Genomic DNA, 20,460 nt, shown 5'->3' with positions numbered 1-20,460 from the left:
TTTCTCCTCAGTATTTATTATGTTATTTGACAGCTTGGTAATTATTGTTATTTTAGTAAAAATTTCACCAGTATTGTCATGTAAGTCTAATATCTAAGAAATTGTTAACTTTTTTCACGGATTAGTTTGGTATATTTGTCTATACTGAAGTTTATCATTATACATCATATCCTCCGCTTCTTGTAAAATGCGCTTCATGCTCTTTTTACCTTTGCTCTTCATAGCACAACCTAAAGATATGGATAATTTTACAGAGTCTTTTGTTTGCGTTATACAATGGTCCTTAATTGATTCAATCATTTTCTTAGCTTCCATAATGTTTGTTTCAGGTAATAGAACTACAAACTCATCGCCGCCATAACGGGCCACTCTACCATTAACGCATTCTTTTTGAAGTATATGAGCAATTCTTTTTAACATCTCATCACCTGCTTCGTGACCGAAGACATCATTTGTATGTTTCAATCCATTGACATCGCCTAAAATAATAGATATGGGGAATTTTTCTAATTCATCTAATTGAATTAGTTCTTCTTCCACAAATCTTCTGTTATATAATCCGGTTAATACATCATGATAACTTAGGTATAATATTTTTTCCTTCCACTTCATAAGTTCGATTGCATTTTTTACTTTTAAAGGAAGAGAAATAGAGATTTCTTTTTTTCCCAGTGGTTTTGAAAAATAATCATGCGCCCCTAACTCCAGTGCTTTTTCTAAGATATCACAATCATATAATCCTGAACAAACAATAATCGGTATATCCCTATATCTTTCCTTTTCTTTTATTTCCTTTAATATCTCTAATCCATTCCTCTCCGGCATCATGATATCAAGTATACATACATCGACTTTCTGTGAATATAAAATCTCTTCAATATTTTTACCATGGTCTGCTTCTATCAACTGAATGTCAGGTAATTTACTTTTCAATGCTAATTTAATCATTTTACGGTCAATCGGAGAATCATCAATGATCATCACTTTTTCCATTCATTAAGACCTCCCTACCTTAACAAATAACTGTTTTACTTTTGATAAAATACTCTCTAAGACATTATTGATTTCTGCAATACTAACGTCTTTTTTTAGATGCTTTTCCATATCCTCAACTAGGGATGCAATCTCTTTAGCCCTAACATTTCCTGCTGACCCCTTTAATTGATGTAGATATAATTGAACCTCTTCTATTTTTCCATCTTCAAATAACTGCTTAATTGTTTCAACTGTCTTGAGGGCATGATCACGAAATTCAATGATAATTTCTTCCGCATCTTCATGGCTGAAATCAGTATCTTCCCTCAGTTGTTTAATTACTTTTTCAAAATAATCATCATCATCATTCGATGACTCTTTATTAAAAATTTTATTACTGTATTTATTGATCAAATCCATCAACTGATCAGCAATGATTGGTTTACTTAGATAGTCATCCATACCTACTTCCATGCATTTTTCCGCATCTCCAGACATAGCAAAGGCTGTCATGGCAATGATTATTGTATGCTTTCCGGATTTTTCTTTCGCACGTATTTGTTTCGTTGCTTCATATCCATCCATGATCGGCATCTGACAATCCATGAATATTAAATCATACTGTTTCATATCACATGCTTTTACAGCTTCCAGCCCGTTTTTAGCTACATCACAAAAAAGGTTATGCTTGTTTATTAATTTGATGAAAAACTTTGTATTAATTACATTATCTTCTACGAGTAATATTTTTAATCTGTCATTATATCTTGATTCCCGAATCTTATGTTTTGTTATAAGTTCAATCGGATCATTTCTCATTAATTCTTTTTCTCCTAAAACGACTGCAATGCAATCTAACAGTTCTACTTTTTTGTATGGTTTCGTAATAAAACCTTCAAACCCAATCTGGCCTGCTCCTTCTGCTTCTTGATTAGAGGCTATCGTAGTAATTAAAACGAAGGCAGTATTCATTGTTTTTATAGACCCTTTTATCTTATGAAGCACATCAAATCCAGTGGTTTCGTTTAATCGGTAATCTATTAATATTACATCATAAAAGTCATTATTTTGTGCTTTGTTATGTAATATCTGTGCATAATCATTTGATTTTGCTTCTGCAACCATACACCCAAACTCTGTTAGGTATGCAGCAGCAATATACCGGTTCATTGCTACATCATCAATAATTAATATTTTTTTATCTTTTAAGATAGCATAGTCAGAAATTTCAAGCGCTGTTGCTTTTTCATTTTTGAGTAGTGGAAAAGTAAATGAAAATGTACTGCCTTTCTTCTTTTTACTTATTACTTTAATATCGCCCCCCATAAGGTCTGCTATTTTTTTGCATATTGACAAACCTAATCCGGAACCCCCATATTTTCTCGTCATGGAAGTATCCACCTGACTAAATGGTCGGAATAATTTATTAATATCCGACTTATTAATACCTATTCCGGTATCTTTCACCTTACATAAAACTACTATCTCTTGTTCGTTCTCCTTCACAAGTGATACCTCAACATAGACTTCTCCACTCTCAGTAAATTTAATAGCATTGTTGATAAGATTATTTAACACTTGTCTAATTCGTGTAGGATCTCCTATTACATTATAGGGCACTTGCGAACTAATCATTAAATTTAGTTCCAATCCCTTTTCTTTTGCTCTGGTTCCAAAAAGTGTTACTGCTGTTTCTATCAAGGAAGTTAAATGAAACGGTATGCTTTCTAATTTCATCATTCCTGTTTCAATTTTAGAAATATCAAGAACATCATTGATAACAGTTAATAATGTATCAGTAGAACTCTGAATCAATTGAATATACTCTTTTTGCTCTTCATTCAAAGGAGAATCATCAAGAAGTTGCAAAAAACCGATTATACCATTCATGGGTGTTCTGATTTCATGACTCATATTAGCTAAAAACTGACTTTTTGCTATACTGGCTGCTTCCGCTCTATTTTTCTCGAGACTTAAATTTTTATTCACTTTTTTTAACTCAGTAACTGCTGCCTCCAATTCTTTCGTCCTTTCGGCAACTTTATCTTCCAGGTTATTAATAAGTGACTGAATTTTATCTGCCAAATGATTGAAAGACTTTGATATTGAACCTATTTCATCATTTCTATATATAATAGCTCTTTTTGTTAAGTCCCCCTTTGAAAAACTGTCAGCAGCTTGGACTAAATCATTCACCGGTTTGAGATAATGCTTTGACACTCTGGCAAAAATATAAATTGATACAATAATTATTAGAAACAACAACATCATTGAAATCTTGAACAATAAAGAATTATCCTTCATGAATAATTGCTCAGGCACAGAGATAATAACACTCCATTGTAAACCATGTTTTTGGTAATCCGTTATGTTTATATGAAATTTATCATTCTCCGTATTCATTAATTGTAAACTTGTATTTTCATTCTCATAAAGTTCAAAGGCCTTCATAATAGAAGAGTCAGCGATATCTTCTAATTTTCTTCTATCATATGTACCATCTTCCAAAATCGTAAAGTTAGATTGTTCCATAGAATTCGCAACGAGAGCTTGCCCATCAGCTTCAATGATATAAGCTTTGGTATTGGTTTTCTCTACTAGTTTTTTTAAATTGGAATTTAATCTATTCAATGTAAGGTGAACGCCCAAAACTCCTTGTATAATATCATTCTTATATATAGGATAGGCAGCTGATAGCACCAAATCCTCTTTTACAAAATGCTTATATAATGGAGCAAATACTGGTTCACCTTTTTCTTTTGCAATTATATACCAATCTCTGGTTCTTGGGTCAAACAAACCAAAATCACTTATTAAATGCTCAGCAGTTAAATTCTCATTTACAGAATAATATAATGAATGGCCTTTCGTTTCTTTTGTACTTTGATAAAGTTCCAATTCATTATTAGAATTTCTTCTTGCCCCATAAAAATCCCCATTCTCCAAACCATAACTTACACTATAGATTTCATCGATACTGGTATTTACTATATTAGCTAAAAATGGCTCTCTCTCTGCAGAATTGTTAATATCAATTATTTCATTTTTAATCATAAACTGGTTATTTTCATTCATTTTAATTGGTATGCTAACCATATCATCGATTTCTCTTATGATTTCATTATTCATATTATTTACATACTCTACAATTGTTTTATCAATAGATTTTTTCCATGAATAATTATTTAAATATATAATCATACCCGCACCTATTATAAAGGTTAAAACAAATATAACTAAAATAATTTGACGAATTGATAGGCATTGTTTATCTTGATTTAATCTCATACAGTTATATCCCCACTTCAGGTTAAAAATTTGAAAAATCTAATAATTATTTTAACATATTGATTAATGCATTAGATATATTTGATAGGGCCATTTGCTTTTCTACCGCGCCTATATCGTAAGCTACTTTTGGCATGCCATATACGACTGAAGAGATCTCATCTTGCCCGATGGTATGCGCTCCTTGTCTTCTCATTGCCAGTAAACCCTTGGCACCATCATTACCCATACCGGTTAATATGACGCCTATTGCTTTATCAGCTACCTCTTTTGCTATTGAGTCAAATAAAACATCAACAGAAGGACAATGCCCATTGACCTTCTCTCCATAGAAAGCTTCAATTCTAAAACGGGTTCCGATTCTTTTTACCAAAATATGTTGATCACCTGGTGCTACCAATACTTTTCCCTGTTCGATATAGTCACCGGTTTCGGCTTCTTTCACATGAAGTTTTGTTTGATTGTTAAGTCTTTCGGCAAACATGCGGGAAAACATAGGTGGAATATGTTGTACCACGACAATTCCCGGAAAATCTGAAGGAAGTTGAACCAAAATCTTGGATATTGCTTCTGTTCCACCAGTAGATGCACCAATAGCAACAATTTTGTCATTCCTCAAATTTTTAGCTTCTAAAATCTGATTTGAGGTATTATTTTTTCCTAAAGTCACCTTGGATGCCGCTGCTATTTTAATTTTTCGAATTAATTCATCTATAAACAACTGTATTTGCTCCGGTCCACTTTTATATGGCTTTACAACAAAATCTACCACCCCTGCTTTCATTGCATCAAAAACAGAACCACTTATTCCGCTCACCATGACAACCGGTATGGGATATTGGGGAAGAAGTCTTTTGACAAAGTCTATACCATTCATCTTTGGCATTTCTACATCGCAGGTCATTACATCAGGTTCGAATTCCAGAATTTTATCTCTTGCCTCAAATGGATCACCCGCTTTTGCCACAACTTCTATCTCCGGGTCCTTCATGATACCTCTTATAATTGCTTCTCTGAATACAAAACTATCATCGACTACCAATACTTTTATTTTCTTTTTTTCCATTTTCACTTTATCTTTCCGAGTTTTATATTTTTATTATTAAGTGCCATAAAGTAGTGTTATTTTATATTGTTTTACAAAATCCACATGATAAGCCTAATAGAGGAGAAGCATAATGCCTATCCTCTATTATCAAGTTAATACTTACCAAATTCATTATCATTCAGAAGTATTACTTTTTTTTGTTCACTTATTTTCAAATCTTTATCTTTATTTTTTTCTTCGTATTGATCTGTTAGCTGTTTTGTTCGTGCCCTGTTATCTTCTAAACCTTTATAGGAAGTAGAGCTACTCAAATTTTTTAATCTGAATTTACTTACTTGTTCCTTTAACATACTAGCCTGACTAGCTAATTCTTCGCTGGCAGCTGCACTCTCTTGGGAGGTAGCTGAGTTCGTCTGCACCACATTAGAGATTTGTATTATTCCTTGATTTATTTGTGTGATTGCAGCTGCCTGTTCGTTAGATGCTGAAGCAATATTATTAATTAGATTAGCTACACTGGTTACGCTACTTACAATCTTGTCTAGCGCTTCCGCCGTATCATTGGCTATCTTGGTTCCACCTTCAACACGTTTTACCGAGCCTTCTATCATTTCAGTTGTCTCTTTTGCTGCTTTTGCAGATCTAGCCGCCAGATTTCTTACTTCCTCTGCTACAACAGCAAAACCTTTTCCATGCTGACCCGCTCTAGCTGCCTCTACAGCTGCATTCAAAGCAAGAATATTGGTTTGAAAAGCAATTTCATCAATAACTTTTATAATTTTTGATATATTGCTGGAAGCTTCATTAATATCCTCCATCGCCTTAATCATCGCATTCATTTGGCTGTTGCCTTCCTGTGCCTTAAATTTCGCGTCTTCAGCTATCTTATTTGCCTCTTTGGCATTATCGGCATTTATTCTTGTCTGGGAAGATACTTGTTCTATGGAAGCGGATAATTCTTCAACTGAACTGGCTTGTTCCGTAGCTCCCTGTGATAGTGCCATACTACTATTAGAAAGCTGTTCAGATCCAGACGTAACCTGTTCAGCGGCAGCACTTATATTATGCATAATTTCATTTAAATTATCAGCCATACGGTTAAAGGTTGCTGCAAGAGTGCCTAATTCATCTTTTGATTTAATATCTGCTTTTGCATCCAGGTTTCCATCGGTAACTTCCTTTGCAACACTTACGACTTTACTGATTGGTTTACTGATACTTCGGGAAATTAATACACCTAATAGGATTGCTACTATCATTCCAATTGCAACTATAATCGACATTGTAATCATTGTTGACACAGCAGCAGCAGAATATTGTTGAGACATTTCTTTTCCTACTGTATTCTTCATTTCAAAGAGCTGATCTATGTACGAGACAGCACTATCAGCATATACTTTTCCTTCCTCTTTTAACAAAGCCAACGCTTGTTCTTTTTGGTTTGAAAGTGACAAATCAATAATTTTCTCTTCTACTTCTCTGTAATTCTCAATTGCTGTGATTAATGCAGCAAAAACCTGTTTGCCCTCTTCTGTCCACAATGATTCTTCAAACAGCTTTAACTCTTCGTCGATAATCTTGTTATAATTGTTCATATTCTCTATAGCCTTGTTAATTAAATCAGGATCATCCTCAATAATAAGGTCTCGGACATTCACACGTATCCTTTGGTAGCTGATAGACGCATCGGCAATGTGACTTAAGGAAACACCAAAATCTTCATTTAATTGATTGTAGTTTTTGTCAGTTGTATAAAGGTTATATATCCCAATTCCACCTATTATAGCTGCTATCATTGCCACAAAAATAAAACTTACTGTTAATCTGACCCCTATTTTCATATTAGTAAACCATCTCATGTATTAGTCCTCCATTAAATAATATTCGATAAATCATTCATATCCTGATCATTTAATAATCGATCACATTCGAGTAATAACTTGACTTCATTTCCAACTTTTCCGATACCTTTAATATATCTATTTGTATAGGTACTAACCTCCGGTGGGATGGCTATATCTTCATCTGGGATGCTAATAACTTCCTCCACTTTATCTACAATCAACCCTACGGGCACCCCATTAATATCAACAACAATGATGCAAGTCCTATCGTTATAATCAATTGGTTGCTTTCTAAATCGTAACCTAACATCCATAACCGGAATAATTTTGCCTCTAAGATTTATTATCCCTTTTAAATATTCAGGAATTTCCGGTACTTCTGTAATTGGATGCATACCTATGATTTCTTTTACAAAACTGATGCCTAGTCCATAAGTTTCATTACCTATTTGAAAAGTTAGATATCTTCCTTTTTGTGTATCTTCCTGTTCATTTAAATCTGTAATGTCTTCGTTCAAATTACTCACTCTTAATACCTCCCCTTCTGGTTTATATTTCTAAAATCAACTTATTTCTAGTACTAAATAGTCTTTTAAATAATAACAACTATTTAATTCTTCATAAATTTTATCAATGCTTTTTGTGGTAACATTTAAGTTAATTCCATTGTGCTTGATATATTCAGATATCTCATGCTCAGATATCTCGAAAATCTGTTTCGGATCGAAATGCCAAATGAGCCCGAACTTTGATATAAGATTGATAATATCATAAGCCTGTAACAATATCCTATCACAATCCTCTTTGAAATTTACTTTAACACTATACTTACCCATTAATTATTTCTCCAATAAAAGCAGTTTTCGTTCTTTTTTCGTTAAATCATTATCTGATTTAATTATAATTAGAAGAATCATGAGTAAACAGTGCCGTTAGTCATGATATAGAGTGCAAAAAGCATAAATTATTTAACTTTTATTACATTTTTCAACTTTTTATAGTTTTTTTTTACATATAATCTTGCTCGGATATATAATTTATGTTATTATTTAGTCACAAAAATAAAAAGTCAGGGTGAGATCATGAAAGTTGTAATTGTAGATGACCATAGGTTATTAAGAGATAGTTTAAAAAACATGATAGAACATAACAGTAATATTGATGTTGTAGCCTGTGCTTCAGATGGTAACGAAGCATATAAATATTGCGAAAAGTATAAACCGGATGTTATATTAATGGATATCTTAATGCCTATTTGTAATGGATTGGAGGCAACCAAAAAAATTAAGTCTAAATATCCAGATACCAAAATACTTATCCTTACTGCTTCTACAGACGATTTCAATTTAACGAAAGCTCTTAACAACGGTGCGGACGGGTATATTCTTAAGGATGTTGGTAAAGATGAGCTGATTTTGTCCATAGAAAGTACCGCCAAGGGACTTGGTATTATCCACCGAGATTTTTTAAATCATTTAAAGAATGATAAAAACATTGATACAGACGAAACTAAGAAAGAATTAAACTCTACGATTATTGTTGATGGAATAGAAGTTGCTTTAACCAAACAGCAGCAGCAAATTCTTAAAATGATTGTGAAAGGATATAATAATAAGCAAATCAGTCAAGAATTATTCCTAGCTGAAGGAACGGTTAAGAATAACATTTCAGAAATTATCTCTAAATTCCAGCTTAAGGATAGAACACAATTAGCTGTTTTCGCAATAAAGTATAATTTAGTTTAATAATTAAGTTCTATATAATAAAAAGACCAAAAATCACAATTGATTTCATGGTCTTTTTATTATATATGAGCTTATTCTTAAATAGCTATAAAAAAGCACATTTACCTTCTTTTATAACCTTAGTTTATATTAGAATTACAAAAATGTTCCTCAATTTCTTCTACGGTCTCTTCAACCAGCTCTATTAATGCTTGTATGTAATAATTTAGCTTCAAAAGATTATTATCTTTTAATATCTTTTCTATCTCTTTCGAGATTTCATAAACCTTATTTGCCCTATAATTACCTGATAAACCTTTGATTTTATGAATAGTTTTTATCATCCCTTGAATATTTTCTATATGATAAAATAATTTAACATTCTCTTTTTCCTTTTGAATTTCTTCGGAAAAAGCCATATATAATTCCATTAAGTTATCGTCTTCGAGACCAGTCTCCTCCTGAAAGGTCCTAATTTCTATTATATTCTGTTTCATAATCTGTCACTTCCTTCTGTCTTATTGTGCAATGTTAAGTTAACCACTTTTCTATTGTTGTTTTTAATTCACTTCGTGTGATTGGTTTACTTATATAGTCATTCATTCCCGATTCCAAGCATTTTTTCCTGTCATCCTCCATAGCATGCGCTGTTAAAGCAATAATCACCGTCTCTTTGTTTAATCCCTGTTTTTTTATTATTTTTGTAGCTTCATAACCATCCATAATAGGCATTTGACAATCCATTAAGATTAAATCATATTTTTCATTTTCACATAATTCTAATGCCTTCAGTCCATTCTCAGCAACTAAAACCTCATATCCTAATTGTGTTATTATAATCTGAAGTAGTTTTTGATTTGCCGGAGTATCCTCTACTAATAGAATTTTTCGTTTTTTTATTTTTTTGATTCTTTTATACTTTTTATTATATTGATCAAAGAAAGAATAAGATGTGTCCGTACTATCATCTTCATCAGCGATTTTCATAACAATATCAGAAGCATTAATAACCTTGTTTAAATCAATTGTCACACAGAATTCCGATCCCTGACCCTCTATACTATGAGCACAAATCTTTCCTTTCATTAGTTCAACTAACCGTTTGGTTATAGCAAGACCCAATCCTGTACCCCCGTATTTTCTTGTTGTGGATGCATCTGCCTGAGTAAATTCACTAAATAACCTCTCTAGCACTTGACTACTCATTCCAATTCCGGTATCACTGACTTTTATCCCTAACTTTGCAGTTTCTTTTGTTTGCTTAATCATTTCTACTGATATTCTAACGTATCCTATATCAGTGAATTTTATCGCATTGCTGATAAGGTTAAATAGAATTTGCTTTAATCTTCCCGGGTCTCCATAAAAAAATTCGGGTACTTTTGGTGAAATACTCCACTCAATAGCTATATTTTTCCCTACAACTTTGGGTATGAACAAGCCGATAGAATCTTCAATTAAGGATTTTATATTAAATATGATATTATCTAATATCATTTTGTCTGCTTCTAGCTTTGAATAATCGAGAATATCATTAATTGTAAGCAATAATGTTTCCGTTGCCGATTTTATACTATCCAAATAGCTGCTTTGTAGTTTCGTTAAATCAGTATTTTGCATCAGATCAACGTAACCAGCAATCACATTCATTGGTGTTCTTATCTCATGGGACATATTCGCTAAAAATCTGCTTTTTAACAGACTTGCTCTTTCTGCCTTGATCTTGGCTTTTCGCAGTTCTTGATTCATGATACGTCGTTCTATGGCTCGTTCCACGGAATTAATATAAGTTTTAAACGCCGTAACATGAGCTTCAGGCCATTCCTTGTTTTCATCTGCATCAATAAATCCAATAAATCCCCAGAAGGAATTTGAAACATGTATTGGTAATAAAAGTATTGAATTCATATTATATTTTGTAAGAAAATCAGATAATCCATTTTGTGACAATTCACTGGATTTACCTTTGTATTCTCTTCCTTGCTCCAACTGCCTTGCTAAAAAATACTCATCGAGCTTAATATTTTGAAATACATGGTCAGACATTAAAGAAGGTTGACTCTCATCCATCCACTCTAATTTTAAGCTACTTCGTTTTGTCTCATCATTATCCCAATGATTAACAAACAAAAGAATTCTATCAATCTCAGCCGCTTTCCCAAGTAGAGGCAACGAATGGCGGATAGCATCCATATATTCCTGATTGTCTAAAAGGTCTTTAATCGAATAGGTGATCGCTGTTAAAATTTTTCTTCCGATTTTTAGTTCTTCCTCAAGTTTTTTTGCTTTTGATATATCAATGAATGTACCAAGCATCCAATGTGGTTTCTTATTTACATCCCATTCAATCACTTTTCCTTTAACCTGTAACCATATCCAATGATGGTTTTTATGTTTAACTCTAAAATCTAAATCAAATTCACCGATAGAACTAGTCTTAATTATTTCATTTTGTACCTTTATAATATCTTCCTTATGTAATAATTGCCCATAATCATCATTCAGCAAAGGAGTTAACTCCTCTTTTTTATAGCCCAGAATTTCTGCACCCTTTTCATTGACATTAATACTTTCTATCTTCCAATCCCACAATCCAATATCGCCACTTGCTGTCGCCATATTTAATCTCAGCTCTTGATCCTTAAGGCTGTTTTCCATAAAAAGTCTTTGTGAGATATCTCGCATAACTCCTATGATACCAATGATTTTACCATTAGAATCGAAAAAAGGAGTTTTAGTAGTTTCCGAACGAATTATCGTACCATTTGCAAGCATAATATCTTCTTCAATGGTAACTCTATGACCACTATTCAAGACCATCAAATCACTTTGCATGCAATTTTCTAATGTTGTTTTATCTTTAATTAATTCGATACCTTTTTTACCAATAATCGCAGCTTCATCTAAACCAAATAATTGATCCGCACAAGTCTTATTACAAAAAAGATATTTTCCTTCCGTATCTTTATAATATATAAATTCATTAATTGAGGCTAGGGTTTCATCAAGAAAAAGTTTATGCTTTTTATTGGCTGATATATCGTTACTCTTAACGATGATAAAACTAGTATCATCCAATTCACACTTTAAAAACTGCGAATCTACTGATAATAATTGACCATCACTTAAAAGCATATGAATATAAGCTTTTTCTGAGGATTTATTTTTTAATGAAATTAATATTTGCTCCACTTTAGCCTTTGTATCCTCAGGATATAAATCATATAATTTCATATTCATAACCTCACTTAAAGTGTATCCAAACTTGTGCAAAAATGAAGTATTGGCATGCAGGAAACTTCCAGTTTCAGTAATGATTAATAAGTACTCTTCTAGTACATTTGATATAGTAATAAGTTTTTGCATATTATTTTCATGGTTTATCAAAAACTAAACTACCTCCCCTTATTCTGTCCTTTTATGTCCTTATTATATCATAGAATAAACAGAAAAAAATGTCAAAAGTAATGTTTCTAATATTTCTTAATCCACAGTTTCTACGCGATTTTTTCCTTTTTTCTTTGCCCGATAAAGTGCAGTATCGGCACGTTTTTGTAGTTCAATTAAGGTATCTTCTTCCTGCACAGTAGCGACTCCTAAACTGACTGTTACTTGTCTTACTTTTTTTAAAATTAAATTCTCTATCCTATGACGAATTCTTTCTGCAATAATAATCGCTTGTTCATGATTAGTTGCCGGTAATATAATCATAAATTCTTCTCCTCCATATCTGGCAAGAATATCATACTTTCTAATACTTCGCCCTGCTGCTTTAGCAACCTCACGGAGTGTATAATCCCCAAGAGCATGTCCAAATTTATCATTGACTTTCTTAAAATTGTCGATATCAAACATGATAATTGAAAATTCCTCTGTAGTTCGTTCAGCCTTATCAAACTCATTTGACAATGCTTCATTTAGATAATGACGGTTATAAACATTCGTCAAAGCATCTTTATTCACAAGTCGTTCTAGTTTATCGTGAACATAAAACTTTACAAAACCAATCAATAATATAACCAGTATTAAATTCATACAGGAAGCAACTATTAATACTCTATATTTATGTAATTTAATTTCAGAATAGAATTGAGCCTCATTAACAATCGTATCTGCTAAATCCCAAATTTTTTCACTTTCCAAAAGCAACCATTCTCTTTGCTCTTGGTTGTTTAATTCTCTGTATTTGTAAATCTCTTGTTTTAATTTATTCCACCTTTGGTATATTTCATTAAATTTGAGATTATCCACCAGGGGGCTGTTTTTAGAATCGAAAAGAAATTGATTAACATAATTCTCTATACTAATAATGAGATCATCTCGTTCCACATTATTTGTTTCAAGTTTCAATAACCGCTGTATTGCTCCCCTAATCTTACCCAAATTGTTAATTGTTTCTGCATCATTTTCAAATTGTTTTGCTACATTAAAACGAGATAAAATATCAAATATTGTAATACTAAAAGCAGTAATTAAAATAATGATCAGAACTAGTGACTTTTTCATAATATCCTTTCTGACATAATGAATGATTGCTTCAACAACTTCTTATATCTTATAAAGATTAACTTCGATTATCCGGTTCTATTATTCTGAGATTCTTTAAAGCCTCAATAAGTCCTGTTGTGTCCAATGGCTTAGCAGCATAAGCATCACAGCCTATATCAAATGCTACTTGAACGTGTTCAACCTCTGACATAGCAGTTGTCATTATGATTTTAGCTTTTTGCTCTTGAGGTATCTGATATTGTTCCTCCATATCCCGTATCGATTTTAAGAGACTTAAACCATCTATCTTTGGCATCATGATATCCAAACAGATAAGTTGATAAGGTTTGTTCTGCTCTAAAGAAAGTAATACTGCATCCAGTGCATCCAATCCATCAACAGCTACATCACAGGAACCATAGCGTAATAGCAATTTTGATAAAAATAATCTGCTTGGTAAATCATCTTCAACAATTAATATCTTCATAATTCATGCTCCTTTATTTTATAAAAATGCTCCAATATTAAGTATTAGACTGATTCTACCATCTCCCATTAAAGAACAACCGGCAATGCCTTGAATTCCTATATCTTTAAGAAGATCCGGTAATGGCTTAACTACAATCTGCTGTTGACCTAATAACTCATCTGCAAATACACATATTTCTTTGTCATCATGTTCAACCATAATCATTATTCCTTCTGTTAAATCCGTAATACTGTTACTAATATGATGTATTTTATGTAATCGTAGTACCGGATAACAATTGCCCCTCACCAGTATCATCTCATTACCCTCTGGATCTTCAATAATCTGTCTCAGTTTAACTTTAAAAGATTCTTTAATAGAAATAATAGGAATTGTATATAAAGAGTTCCCAACTTTAATATTCATTCCATCAATGATTGCTAATGTCAGCGGTATTTTAAGTGTTATAGTGGTTCCTCTATCAATTTTACTATCAACATTTATTTCTCCACCTATTTTTTCAATGTTTTTTACTACTACGTCCATCCCGACACCACGGCCGGAGAACTCTGTAACACTTTCTTTAGTTGAAAAACCGGGTAGCAATATTAAATTAAATATTTCTCTGTCTGTTAGCTCAGCTTCATCATTTACTATTAGATTATTTTGTCTGGCTTTTTCATAAATTTTTAGTTTATCGAGGCCTCTCCCATCATCTTTAACATTTATCAACACATCCTTGCCTGCATTCCTAGCCTCTAATATGACAGTTCCTTTTCGGTCTTTGCCTTTATCCAATCGTTCTTCTGTTGTTTCAATTCCATGATCGATTGAGTTTCTAACCAGATGCATTAGTGGATCTGATATATGTTCAATAATGTTTTTATCTACTTCTGTATCTTCTCCAATGATATTAAGTGCAACATCTTTGTTTAACTTTTTACTCATATCACGAACAATACGATTCATTTTCTGAAATGTTGAAGATAATGAAACCATGCGAATTGACATTACAATTTCCTGAAGGTCATTCGTTATTTTATGAAGATGTCTGGCGGCTTTTGTAAAGTTTTCAAACTCATACCCCTTAAGATCAGGATTTTCTACTACCATCGCCTCTGCAATTACTATTTCGCCAATTAGATCCATTAATTTATCAAGCTTTTCTACATTTACACTAATAATATTTTGAATTGACGAATTCGATAATGTTTCATGAGTCGGACTCTCTTTCTTTATGATCGGAACAAGAATCTTATCCGGAGTTTGCTGTATATTTGTTGTCTGAATAAGTCTATTGTCTGAAATCTCTAAATATTCAGAGTCATCCTCCATCTGAATTAATTCCAATTTTTTAAGGAATATAATCTGCATAAAGAACTCTTGCATCATTTCATAATTTAGATTTGACTTCAAATAAACCAAAAAACCTTTCTCTCTTATATTTTCCAAGCTATTACTATCCTCGATCAGATTTTCAGGAATATAATGCATCTGGTCAGTAATTTCAGAGAGATTATGCACTACTGTATAAGCTCGGATATTTTCCATCTCACATCCGTCTTCAAAAAATATCAAAGCTCTATAGCTATACTGATATTCCGTTCCACTTTGCTTGTCCTGTTTTATATAATACTGTTGTTTATTTTCTTCTGTTTCCTTTTTCTCAGTTGAATTATCTATGTTTTCTTCTTTCTTAATTGTAGAAAGAAAACTCTTTAATTTTTCGATTATTTCTCTTGAATCCCCATCAGAAACTAAGTCATTGTTAATTTTATCAATTTCTCTTTTAATAAAATCTAGACTTTCAAATATTAAATCTGTTAAAATAGTATAATCAATGCTCTGAGGTGTGTTTTCTCTAATATAGTAGAATATATCCTCAATGGTATGAGAAAGAGTAGAAATATTCTCAAACATCATCATAGCTGACGAACCTTTGATTGTGTGCATAATCCGAAATACCTCATTAATCTGATTGCCATCAAATTCTTCATTTTTTTCAGTAGTTAAAATAAGTTGTTCCAGCTGCTCTAATAATTGAAGTGTTTCGAATATATACATTTCTAACATTGGCTCTTTCGCCTTATCTTTCACCATAATTTCAACTCCTACTAAACTGATCGTTTCCTGTTTTAATCACTTATTTCGCCGGTAAGAACAACATAGTTATCTTTATGATCATCGCTATACCATAGCTTTTCGAATTCTTGAGGTAATAATGGCTTGCTAAAATAATAACCCTGTATTTCATCACAACCAAGGCGGTTAAGTGCATCAAATTGTTCCTTTGTTTCTACTCCTTCAGCAAGTACCTTGTATTGAAGGGTATGTCCCATATCAATAATAGCTTTTACAAGCATTGCACTTTCATCTTCTTGTACAATATCATCAATAAATGTTTTATCAATTTTTAATTTATGAAATGGTAGTTTTCTTAAATAATTTAAGGAAGAATATCCTGTTCCAAAATCATCGATATCAACTTTAATTCCCATGTTTTTCAATTTTAATATAATATCAATCGTTTTATTTATATCTCTTATAATGGAACGTTCTGTGATTTCAATTTCCAAAGTTTCTGGAGATACCTGATAATCATGGATGATAGCTAATAAATGGTCTGTAAATCCCACCTTTTCCATCTCCTGAGAACTGATATTAATCGAAATCACAGTATGAATCCCCATGTTTTCCCATGTTTTTATCTGTTGACATGCCTGTTTCAGAACCCACTCCCCTATAGAAAATATCATTCCGTTTTCCTCTGCAACTGCAATAAATTCAGATGGGGAGATAAATCCGAACTCCCGATGCTTCCATCGTATTAATGCTTCAACACCTGAGATTTCTTTATAATTATTATCCCAAATAGGTTGATAAACCAGAAACATACCATTTGTTAAGGCTTGTTGTATATCATCGATGATTTTTTGTTTTCGCATTAATTTCTTATACATGTCGCAGGTGAATAAAATCACTTTACTTCCACCATGTTTTTTTGCTTCTAACATCGCCTCTTCTGAATTCCTAAAAAGTTCCTCGATTTTTTTATCTTGAGCATAAATTGCTATACCAATGCTGCATTTTATCTTTAATGATAGTTGATCTATTTGAAAATTTCTTTCCATATTTTTCTTTAATTTTTCAGCCTCATCCATAATGGTCTGAAGTGACAAACCATTTTGAATAAATATGGCAAATTTATCAACACCAAGATAACTGATATATTCTTTTTCATAATAAAGTAAAAGTCGATTCGCAAAAGCTTTTAATAACTTATTACCGATTAAATACCCGTATTTATCATTAATAATTTTAAAACGATCGATATTTACGTAAAATAATGCCATAATTCCGAAGTTGGAACCTTCAGACATATGCATTATTTTTAGTTGTAATGTACTTCTATTCATTAGACCGGTAACTGTATTATGAGTTAATAAATACTCTTCTCTGTTTTTACTTTTAACCTGATCTGTAACTTCATTCAATATCCCAATGTAATTTTTTATATTCTGGTTTTTATCCATAAGAGCAACAATTTTTAAAGTGGAAACATATTTCTCCTTATTCTTCTTAATTGTTGAAACATCGCCTTGCCAATATCCATCTATCTCCAACTGATTAGTTAAAACTAAATGAAGCGAAGCATCTCTCATGACTGTTTCAATTATATTACCTTCTCCCTTATCTAAGTCTTCCTTACCATATCCGGTTATTTTTGTATAAGAATCATTAACCTCTATAACTTTCTTAACGTCATTTTCTGTAAAAATCATACCCTCTGACGAATTAAATAATGCTTCTGATAAAAGATTTAATTTAACACTTATTTCATTAAATTTAGTTACATCTTCCACTGTAGTTACTTTGAAGCGGAAGCCTTTTTTATCTTCAAATCGTGCTGCAGTAACCAAAACATCTATCATCTCTCCATTTTTTTTCTTAACCCTCCAAATATCACTAATCTCCGGATTTCCATTTATGAAATCATCATGAAGCTTCTTCGCTTTATCCTTCTGATGTTCTGGTAATATCATAGTAAAATTATTACCTAATAATTCTTCTTCGGTATAATCATAAATTTTGCAATACGCTTCATTAACCTTAATAAATTCACCCTTATAATTAGTGATACATATTCCTACCTTTGCTACTTGAAATACTGATTCCAGAAGATCCGCAGTCGAATTAGCGGAAAAAACTTGTTTATTAATTTTGTGATCACTCATATTTTTCATATAATGCTCCTACTATCATTTCATTTCTGGGCAAGCTTGTATTATTCACTATAATCAAATACCAAGAAATCAAGTAGTGCCAAAAGTCATTATCCTGGGTGCAAGTAGCATTTCTTTTAGATATGAAATAAAATATGCCATATTACTTTCCGGAATATAGTACCAGTCATAATACAGCATATTTTACTATGCAATCTATATAAATTGGGGAATAGAAGAGAAGGCATTATTTCAATTATGTTATAATATACCAAATCATAAAATAAAAATACAATTTATTTAATTTAGTTGCTAATGTTATATTATATGAATTAGTCTATTGATAAAAGTGCCAAAGGTCATTATAATCAATGCTATCAGCATTAAGATGAAATATACCTTCGCTTTGATGTGTTTACCTAAAGCATAGTTTAGTCTTCTTGAATGTTATCATTATATTGTTTTATTAAATTAATTATTTTAGGTGTACACCTTCTACCTCCACAAGGTCCTGAGCCCGCACCTGTTGCTTTCTGTACCTCTGATAAAGTTTGAGCACCATTTTGTATTGCTTTTTTTATAGTAGCTCTTGATATAGCCTTACAAATACACACCTTAGTCATTTTATCAATAATTTCTTTTTCTATATCTTCCACAATTAATCTCCTTATTTTATTAATATAAATGAAACACCTTATTGCCTAAGTTTTTATGTTTGATTTATAGTTTTTTCTTCAGGCTTCTGAGCAGTAGTTCCTTCAATCATTTTTTGAAATAACTCCTCATATTCCAACCCATCCTCCGGATAAGTAACAAAACTATTCGTTAAATTAATTTCTTGTAGATTTTCACTTCCTTCCTTCATTAATTCAAACTTTTTATTAATTTTATCTAAGATTACCTGTGTATTATTCTTATCACAAAACGGAAATACTCCTATAAAGGTATCAAATGAGTATTTTAAGAATACATCAGTTTCCCAAAACAAACTTTCTAATCCCTCATAAATGCCTTTTAATTCTATTTTATAAATATATTCCTCTAAATTTATATTATCGTCTGGTGAAATCACCTTTGACATTAAAATGGATACTTCATAATTTCCCTTCTTTGCCTTACTTAATTCTGAAGTAATAAAGTTTTCAAGATTAAATGTTACTTCTTCAAAAATTTCAGTTTCTGTTGGCATTAAGAGTTTAAAAACTTTCTGTTGGAAAACAACCTGTTCAAAGGGTTTTAACATAATATTAGTGATACCCTCATTAATTGCCTGCATGATCGTTTCTTTTTTATTATTGGCAGTGATTACAAGTATCGGAGTATCCTTAGATTTATCTTTAAGTTTTCTAATGACTTCAAAATCTTCTTCATTAAAATCTACGTCAATAATTATCATATCTAATTTATCTTCATAATCTTTTAAAATATTTATACTTTCTAGCAAACTAGATGCTTCTAAAAAAAAGTATTCCTCTTCCTTTAATATTTCCTTCACTTTGTTACGTACAACATTAAGATTATCATGGATCATAATATTTTTCTTATTTTGCATAAAATCACCTCATTTTATTTCATCTCATTTAATTTATTGATTATGCATTTTCTAAATACATCTCGATTTAGCGAACAAAAATATGTTGTACGAAAAGCTTGCATCCAATCGGATACAAGCCTCAAATTAAGCAACTACTTGTTTATCTACCTTATAGTATGATCTTATGAATTACAGTTTTACTTTTCAACCAAATATATGCCGTATATCGAATGAACATTGATGAATATCAATTGCTGCTTAATAATTTTCTTTTCTAACTTCAAAATAGCTTTTTGAATGAGAACAAACCGGACAAACCTCCGGAGCTTTCTTACCGATTACAAGATGCCCACATTTACGGCACTCCCACATAACTTCTTCAGACTTTTCAAATACTTTTTGCATTTCTACATTTTTCAAGAGCGCACGATATCTTTCCTCATGTGCTTTTTCAATTTTTGCTACCCTTTTGAATTGTGCTGCAAGTACAGCAAAGCCTTCTTCTTCTGCATCTTTCGCAAATCCTTCATACATTTCAGTCCATTCATAGTTTTCACCTTCTGCAGCATGAAGCAAATTAACTGCAGTATCTCCTAATTCACCAAGTGCCTTAAACCAAAGTTTTGCATGCTCCATTTCATTGTTCGCTGTTGCTTCAAATATCGCTGCTATCTGCTCATAGCCTTCTTTTCTTGCAACAGATGCGAAATAAGTGTATTTATTTCTAGCTTGTGATTCTCCTGCAAATGCTGCTGCTAAGTTTTTCTCAGTTTTTGTACCTTTGATGTTCAAAACATTCTCTCCTTTGTCTTCATCTTCTTTTAAAGTGTTTTGCAGTTTTAACAATCATTTTTTTAAAATCAATTA

16 protein-coding genes are annotated in these 20,460 nt (G+C 31.8%); 1 reads left to right on the top strand and 15 read right to left on the bottom strand.

What is annotated here, in order from left to right; all coding sequences use genetic code 11:
- Window positions 1-114: 114 nt before the first annotated feature.
- From I5677_RS01605 to I5677_RS01580, 6 genes are all read right to left on the bottom strand, one after another.
- The gene (locus tag I5677_RS01605) at window positions 115-993 is read right to left on the bottom strand and encodes a GGDEF domain-containing response regulator (protein WP_197659799.1); all 879 of its coding nucleotides are present in this window, start codon (window positions 991-993) and stop codon (window positions 115-117) included.
- A 3-nt stretch (window positions 994-996) separates the two neighbouring features.
- Complete coding sequence (locus tag I5677_RS01600) at window positions 997-4,263, bottom strand: sensor histidine kinase (protein WP_197659798.1); 3,267 nt, start codon at window positions 4,261-4,263, stop codon at window positions 997-999.
- A gap of 46 nt (window positions 4,264-4,309) precedes the next feature.
- Window positions 4,310-5,329 carry a protein-glutamate methylesterase/protein-glutamine glutaminase gene (locus I5677_RS01595; RefSeq protein WP_197659797.1) on the bottom strand — a complete coding sequence of 340 codons (1,020 nt, stop codon included), beginning with the start codon at window positions 5,327-5,329 and terminating at the stop codon, window positions 4,310-4,312.
- 134 nt (window positions 5,330-5,463) lie between these two features.
- Complete coding sequence (locus I5677_RS01590; protein ID WP_197659796.1) at window positions 5,464-7,170, bottom strand: methyl-accepting chemotaxis protein; 1,707 nt, start codon at window positions 7,168-7,170, stop codon at window positions 5,464-5,466.
- Window positions 7,171-7,184: 14 nt separating this feature from the next.
- The gene (locus tag I5677_RS01585) at window positions 7,185-7,682 is read right to left on the bottom strand and encodes a chemotaxis protein CheW (RefSeq protein WP_197659795.1); all 498 of its coding nucleotides are present in this window, start codon (window positions 7,680-7,682) and stop codon (window positions 7,185-7,187) included.
- A 36-nt stretch (window positions 7,683-7,718) separates the two neighbouring features.
- Window positions 7,719-7,991: a hypothetical protein gene (locus I5677_RS01580; RefSeq protein WP_197659794.1), complete on the bottom strand. Its 273-nt coding sequence runs from the start codon at window positions 7,989-7,991 to the stop codon at window positions 7,719-7,721.
- Window positions 7,992-8,237: 246 nt separating this feature from the next.
- On the opposite strand from I5677_RS01580, the gene I5677_RS01575 reads away from it, so the two are divergent.
- Window positions 8,238-8,900 (top strand): response regulator transcription factor, encoded by a 663-nt coding sequence (locus tag I5677_RS01575; RefSeq protein WP_206762656.1) that lies wholly within the window; start codon window positions 8,238-8,240, stop codon window positions 8,898-8,900.
- Window positions 8,901-9,019: 119 nt separating this feature from the next.
- Here the strand turns inward: I5677_RS01575 and I5677_RS01570 are convergent, their stop codons facing one another.
- From I5677_RS01570 to rbr, 9 genes are all read right to left on the bottom strand, one after another.
- Window positions 9,020-9,376, bottom strand: coding sequence for an Hpt domain-containing protein (locus tag I5677_RS01570; RefSeq protein ID WP_197659793.1), 357 nt, complete (start codon window positions 9,374-9,376; stop codon window positions 9,020-9,022).
- Window positions 9,377-9,410: 34 nt separating this feature from the next.
- Window positions 9,411-12,245, bottom strand: coding sequence for a response regulator (locus tag I5677_RS01565; RefSeq protein WP_243456468.1), 2,835 nt, complete (start codon window positions 12,243-12,245; stop codon window positions 9,411-9,413).
- Window positions 12,246-12,362: 117 nt separating this feature from the next.
- Entirely contained in the window at window positions 12,363-13,385 is a 1,023-nt protein-coding gene (locus tag I5677_RS01560) for a diguanylate cyclase (RefSeq protein WP_197659791.1), read from the bottom strand.
- 58 nt (window positions 13,386-13,443) lie between these two features.
- Entirely contained in the window at window positions 13,444-13,854 is a 411-nt protein-coding gene (locus I5677_RS01555) for a response regulator transcription factor (RefSeq protein ID WP_197659790.1), read from the bottom strand.
- An 18-nt stretch (window positions 13,855-13,872) separates the two neighbouring features.
- Window positions 13,873-15,936, bottom strand: coding sequence for a chemotaxis protein CheA (locus tag I5677_RS01550; RefSeq protein WP_197659789.1), 2,064 nt, complete (start codon window positions 15,934-15,936; stop codon window positions 13,873-13,875).
- Window positions 15,937-15,971: 35 nt separating this feature from the next.
- Window positions 15,972-18,080, bottom strand: a complete 2,109-nt coding sequence (locus I5677_RS01545) for a sensor domain-containing protein (RefSeq protein ID WP_197659788.1) — start codon at window positions 18,078-18,080, stop codon at window positions 15,972-15,974.
- A gap of 410 nt (window positions 18,081-18,490) precedes the next feature.
- Window positions 18,491-18,715 carry a (2Fe-2S)-binding protein gene (locus tag I5677_RS01540; protein ID WP_330617776.1) on the bottom strand — a complete coding sequence of 75 codons (225 nt, stop codon included), beginning with the start codon at window positions 18,713-18,715 and terminating at the stop codon, window positions 18,491-18,493.
- 53 nt (window positions 18,716-18,768) lie between these two features.
- Complete coding sequence (locus tag I5677_RS01535) at window positions 18,769-19,611, bottom strand: response regulator (RefSeq protein ID WP_197659787.1); 843 nt, start codon at window positions 19,609-19,611, stop codon at window positions 18,769-18,771.
- Between the two features lie 240 nt (window positions 19,612-19,851).
- Entirely contained in the window at window positions 19,852-20,385 is a 534-nt protein-coding gene (gene rbr / locus I5677_RS01530; RefSeq protein WP_197659786.1) for a rubrerythrin, read from the bottom strand.
- Window positions 20,386-20,460: the final 75 nt, after the last annotated feature.

The sequence above is a fragment of the Mobilitalea sibirica genome (assembly GCF_015999265.1).
In the GTDB taxonomy this organism is placed as follows: Bacteria; Bacillota; Clostridia; order Lachnospirales; family Lachnospiraceae; genus Mobilitalea; species Mobilitalea sibirica.
The sequence above is the reverse complement of the archived record's forward strand: the minus strand, read 5'-3'. Positions and strand labels throughout refer to the sequence as shown.

Coding starts and splice junctions, on each gene's coding strand:
- I5677_RS01605 (WP_197659799.1), bottom strand. CDS start 993: ATGGAAAAAGTGATGATCATTGATGATTCTCCGATTGACCGTAAAATG.
- I5677_RS01545 (WP_197659788.1), bottom strand. CDS start 18,080: ATGAAAAATATGAGTGATCACAAAATTAATAAACAAGTTTTTTCCGCT.
- I5677_RS01565 (WP_243456468.1), bottom strand. CDS start 12,245: ATGCAAAAACTTATTACTATATCAAATGTACTAGAAGAGTACTTATTA.
- I5677_RS01570 (WP_197659793.1), bottom strand. CDS start 9,376: ATGAAACAGAATATAATAGAAATTAGGACCTTTCAGGAGGAGACTGGT.
- I5677_RS01555 (WP_197659790.1), bottom strand. CDS start 13,854: ATGAAGATATTAATTGTTGAAGATGATTTACCAAGCAGATTATTTTTA.
- I5677_RS01600 (WP_197659798.1), bottom strand. CDS start 4,263: ATGAGATTAAATCAAGATAAACAATGCCTATCAATTCGTCAAATTATT.
- I5677_RS01580 (WP_197659794.1), bottom strand. CDS start 7,991: ATGGGTAAGTATAGTGTTAAAGTAAATTTCAAAGAGGATTGTGATAGG.
- I5677_RS01535 (WP_197659787.1), bottom strand. CDS start 19,611: ATGCAAAATAAGAAAAATATTATGATCCATGATAATCTTAATGTTGTA.
- I5677_RS01550 (WP_197659789.1), bottom strand. CDS start 15,936: ATGGTGAAAGATAAGGCGAAAGAGCCAATGTTAGAAATGTATATATTC.
- I5677_RS01575 (WP_206762656.1), top strand. CDS start 8,238: ATGAAAGTTGTAATTGTAGATGACCATAGGTTATTAAGAGATAGTTTA.
- I5677_RS01595 (WP_197659797.1), bottom strand. CDS start 5,329: ATGGAAAAAAAGAAAATAAAAGTATTGGTAGTCGATGATAGTTTTGTA.
- I5677_RS01560 (WP_197659791.1), bottom strand. CDS start 13,385: ATGAAAAAGTCACTAGTTCTGATCATTATTTTAATTACTGCTTTTAGT.
- I5677_RS01590 (WP_197659796.1), bottom strand. CDS start 7,170: ATGAGATGGTTTACTAATATGAAAATAGGGGTCAGATTAACAGTAAGT.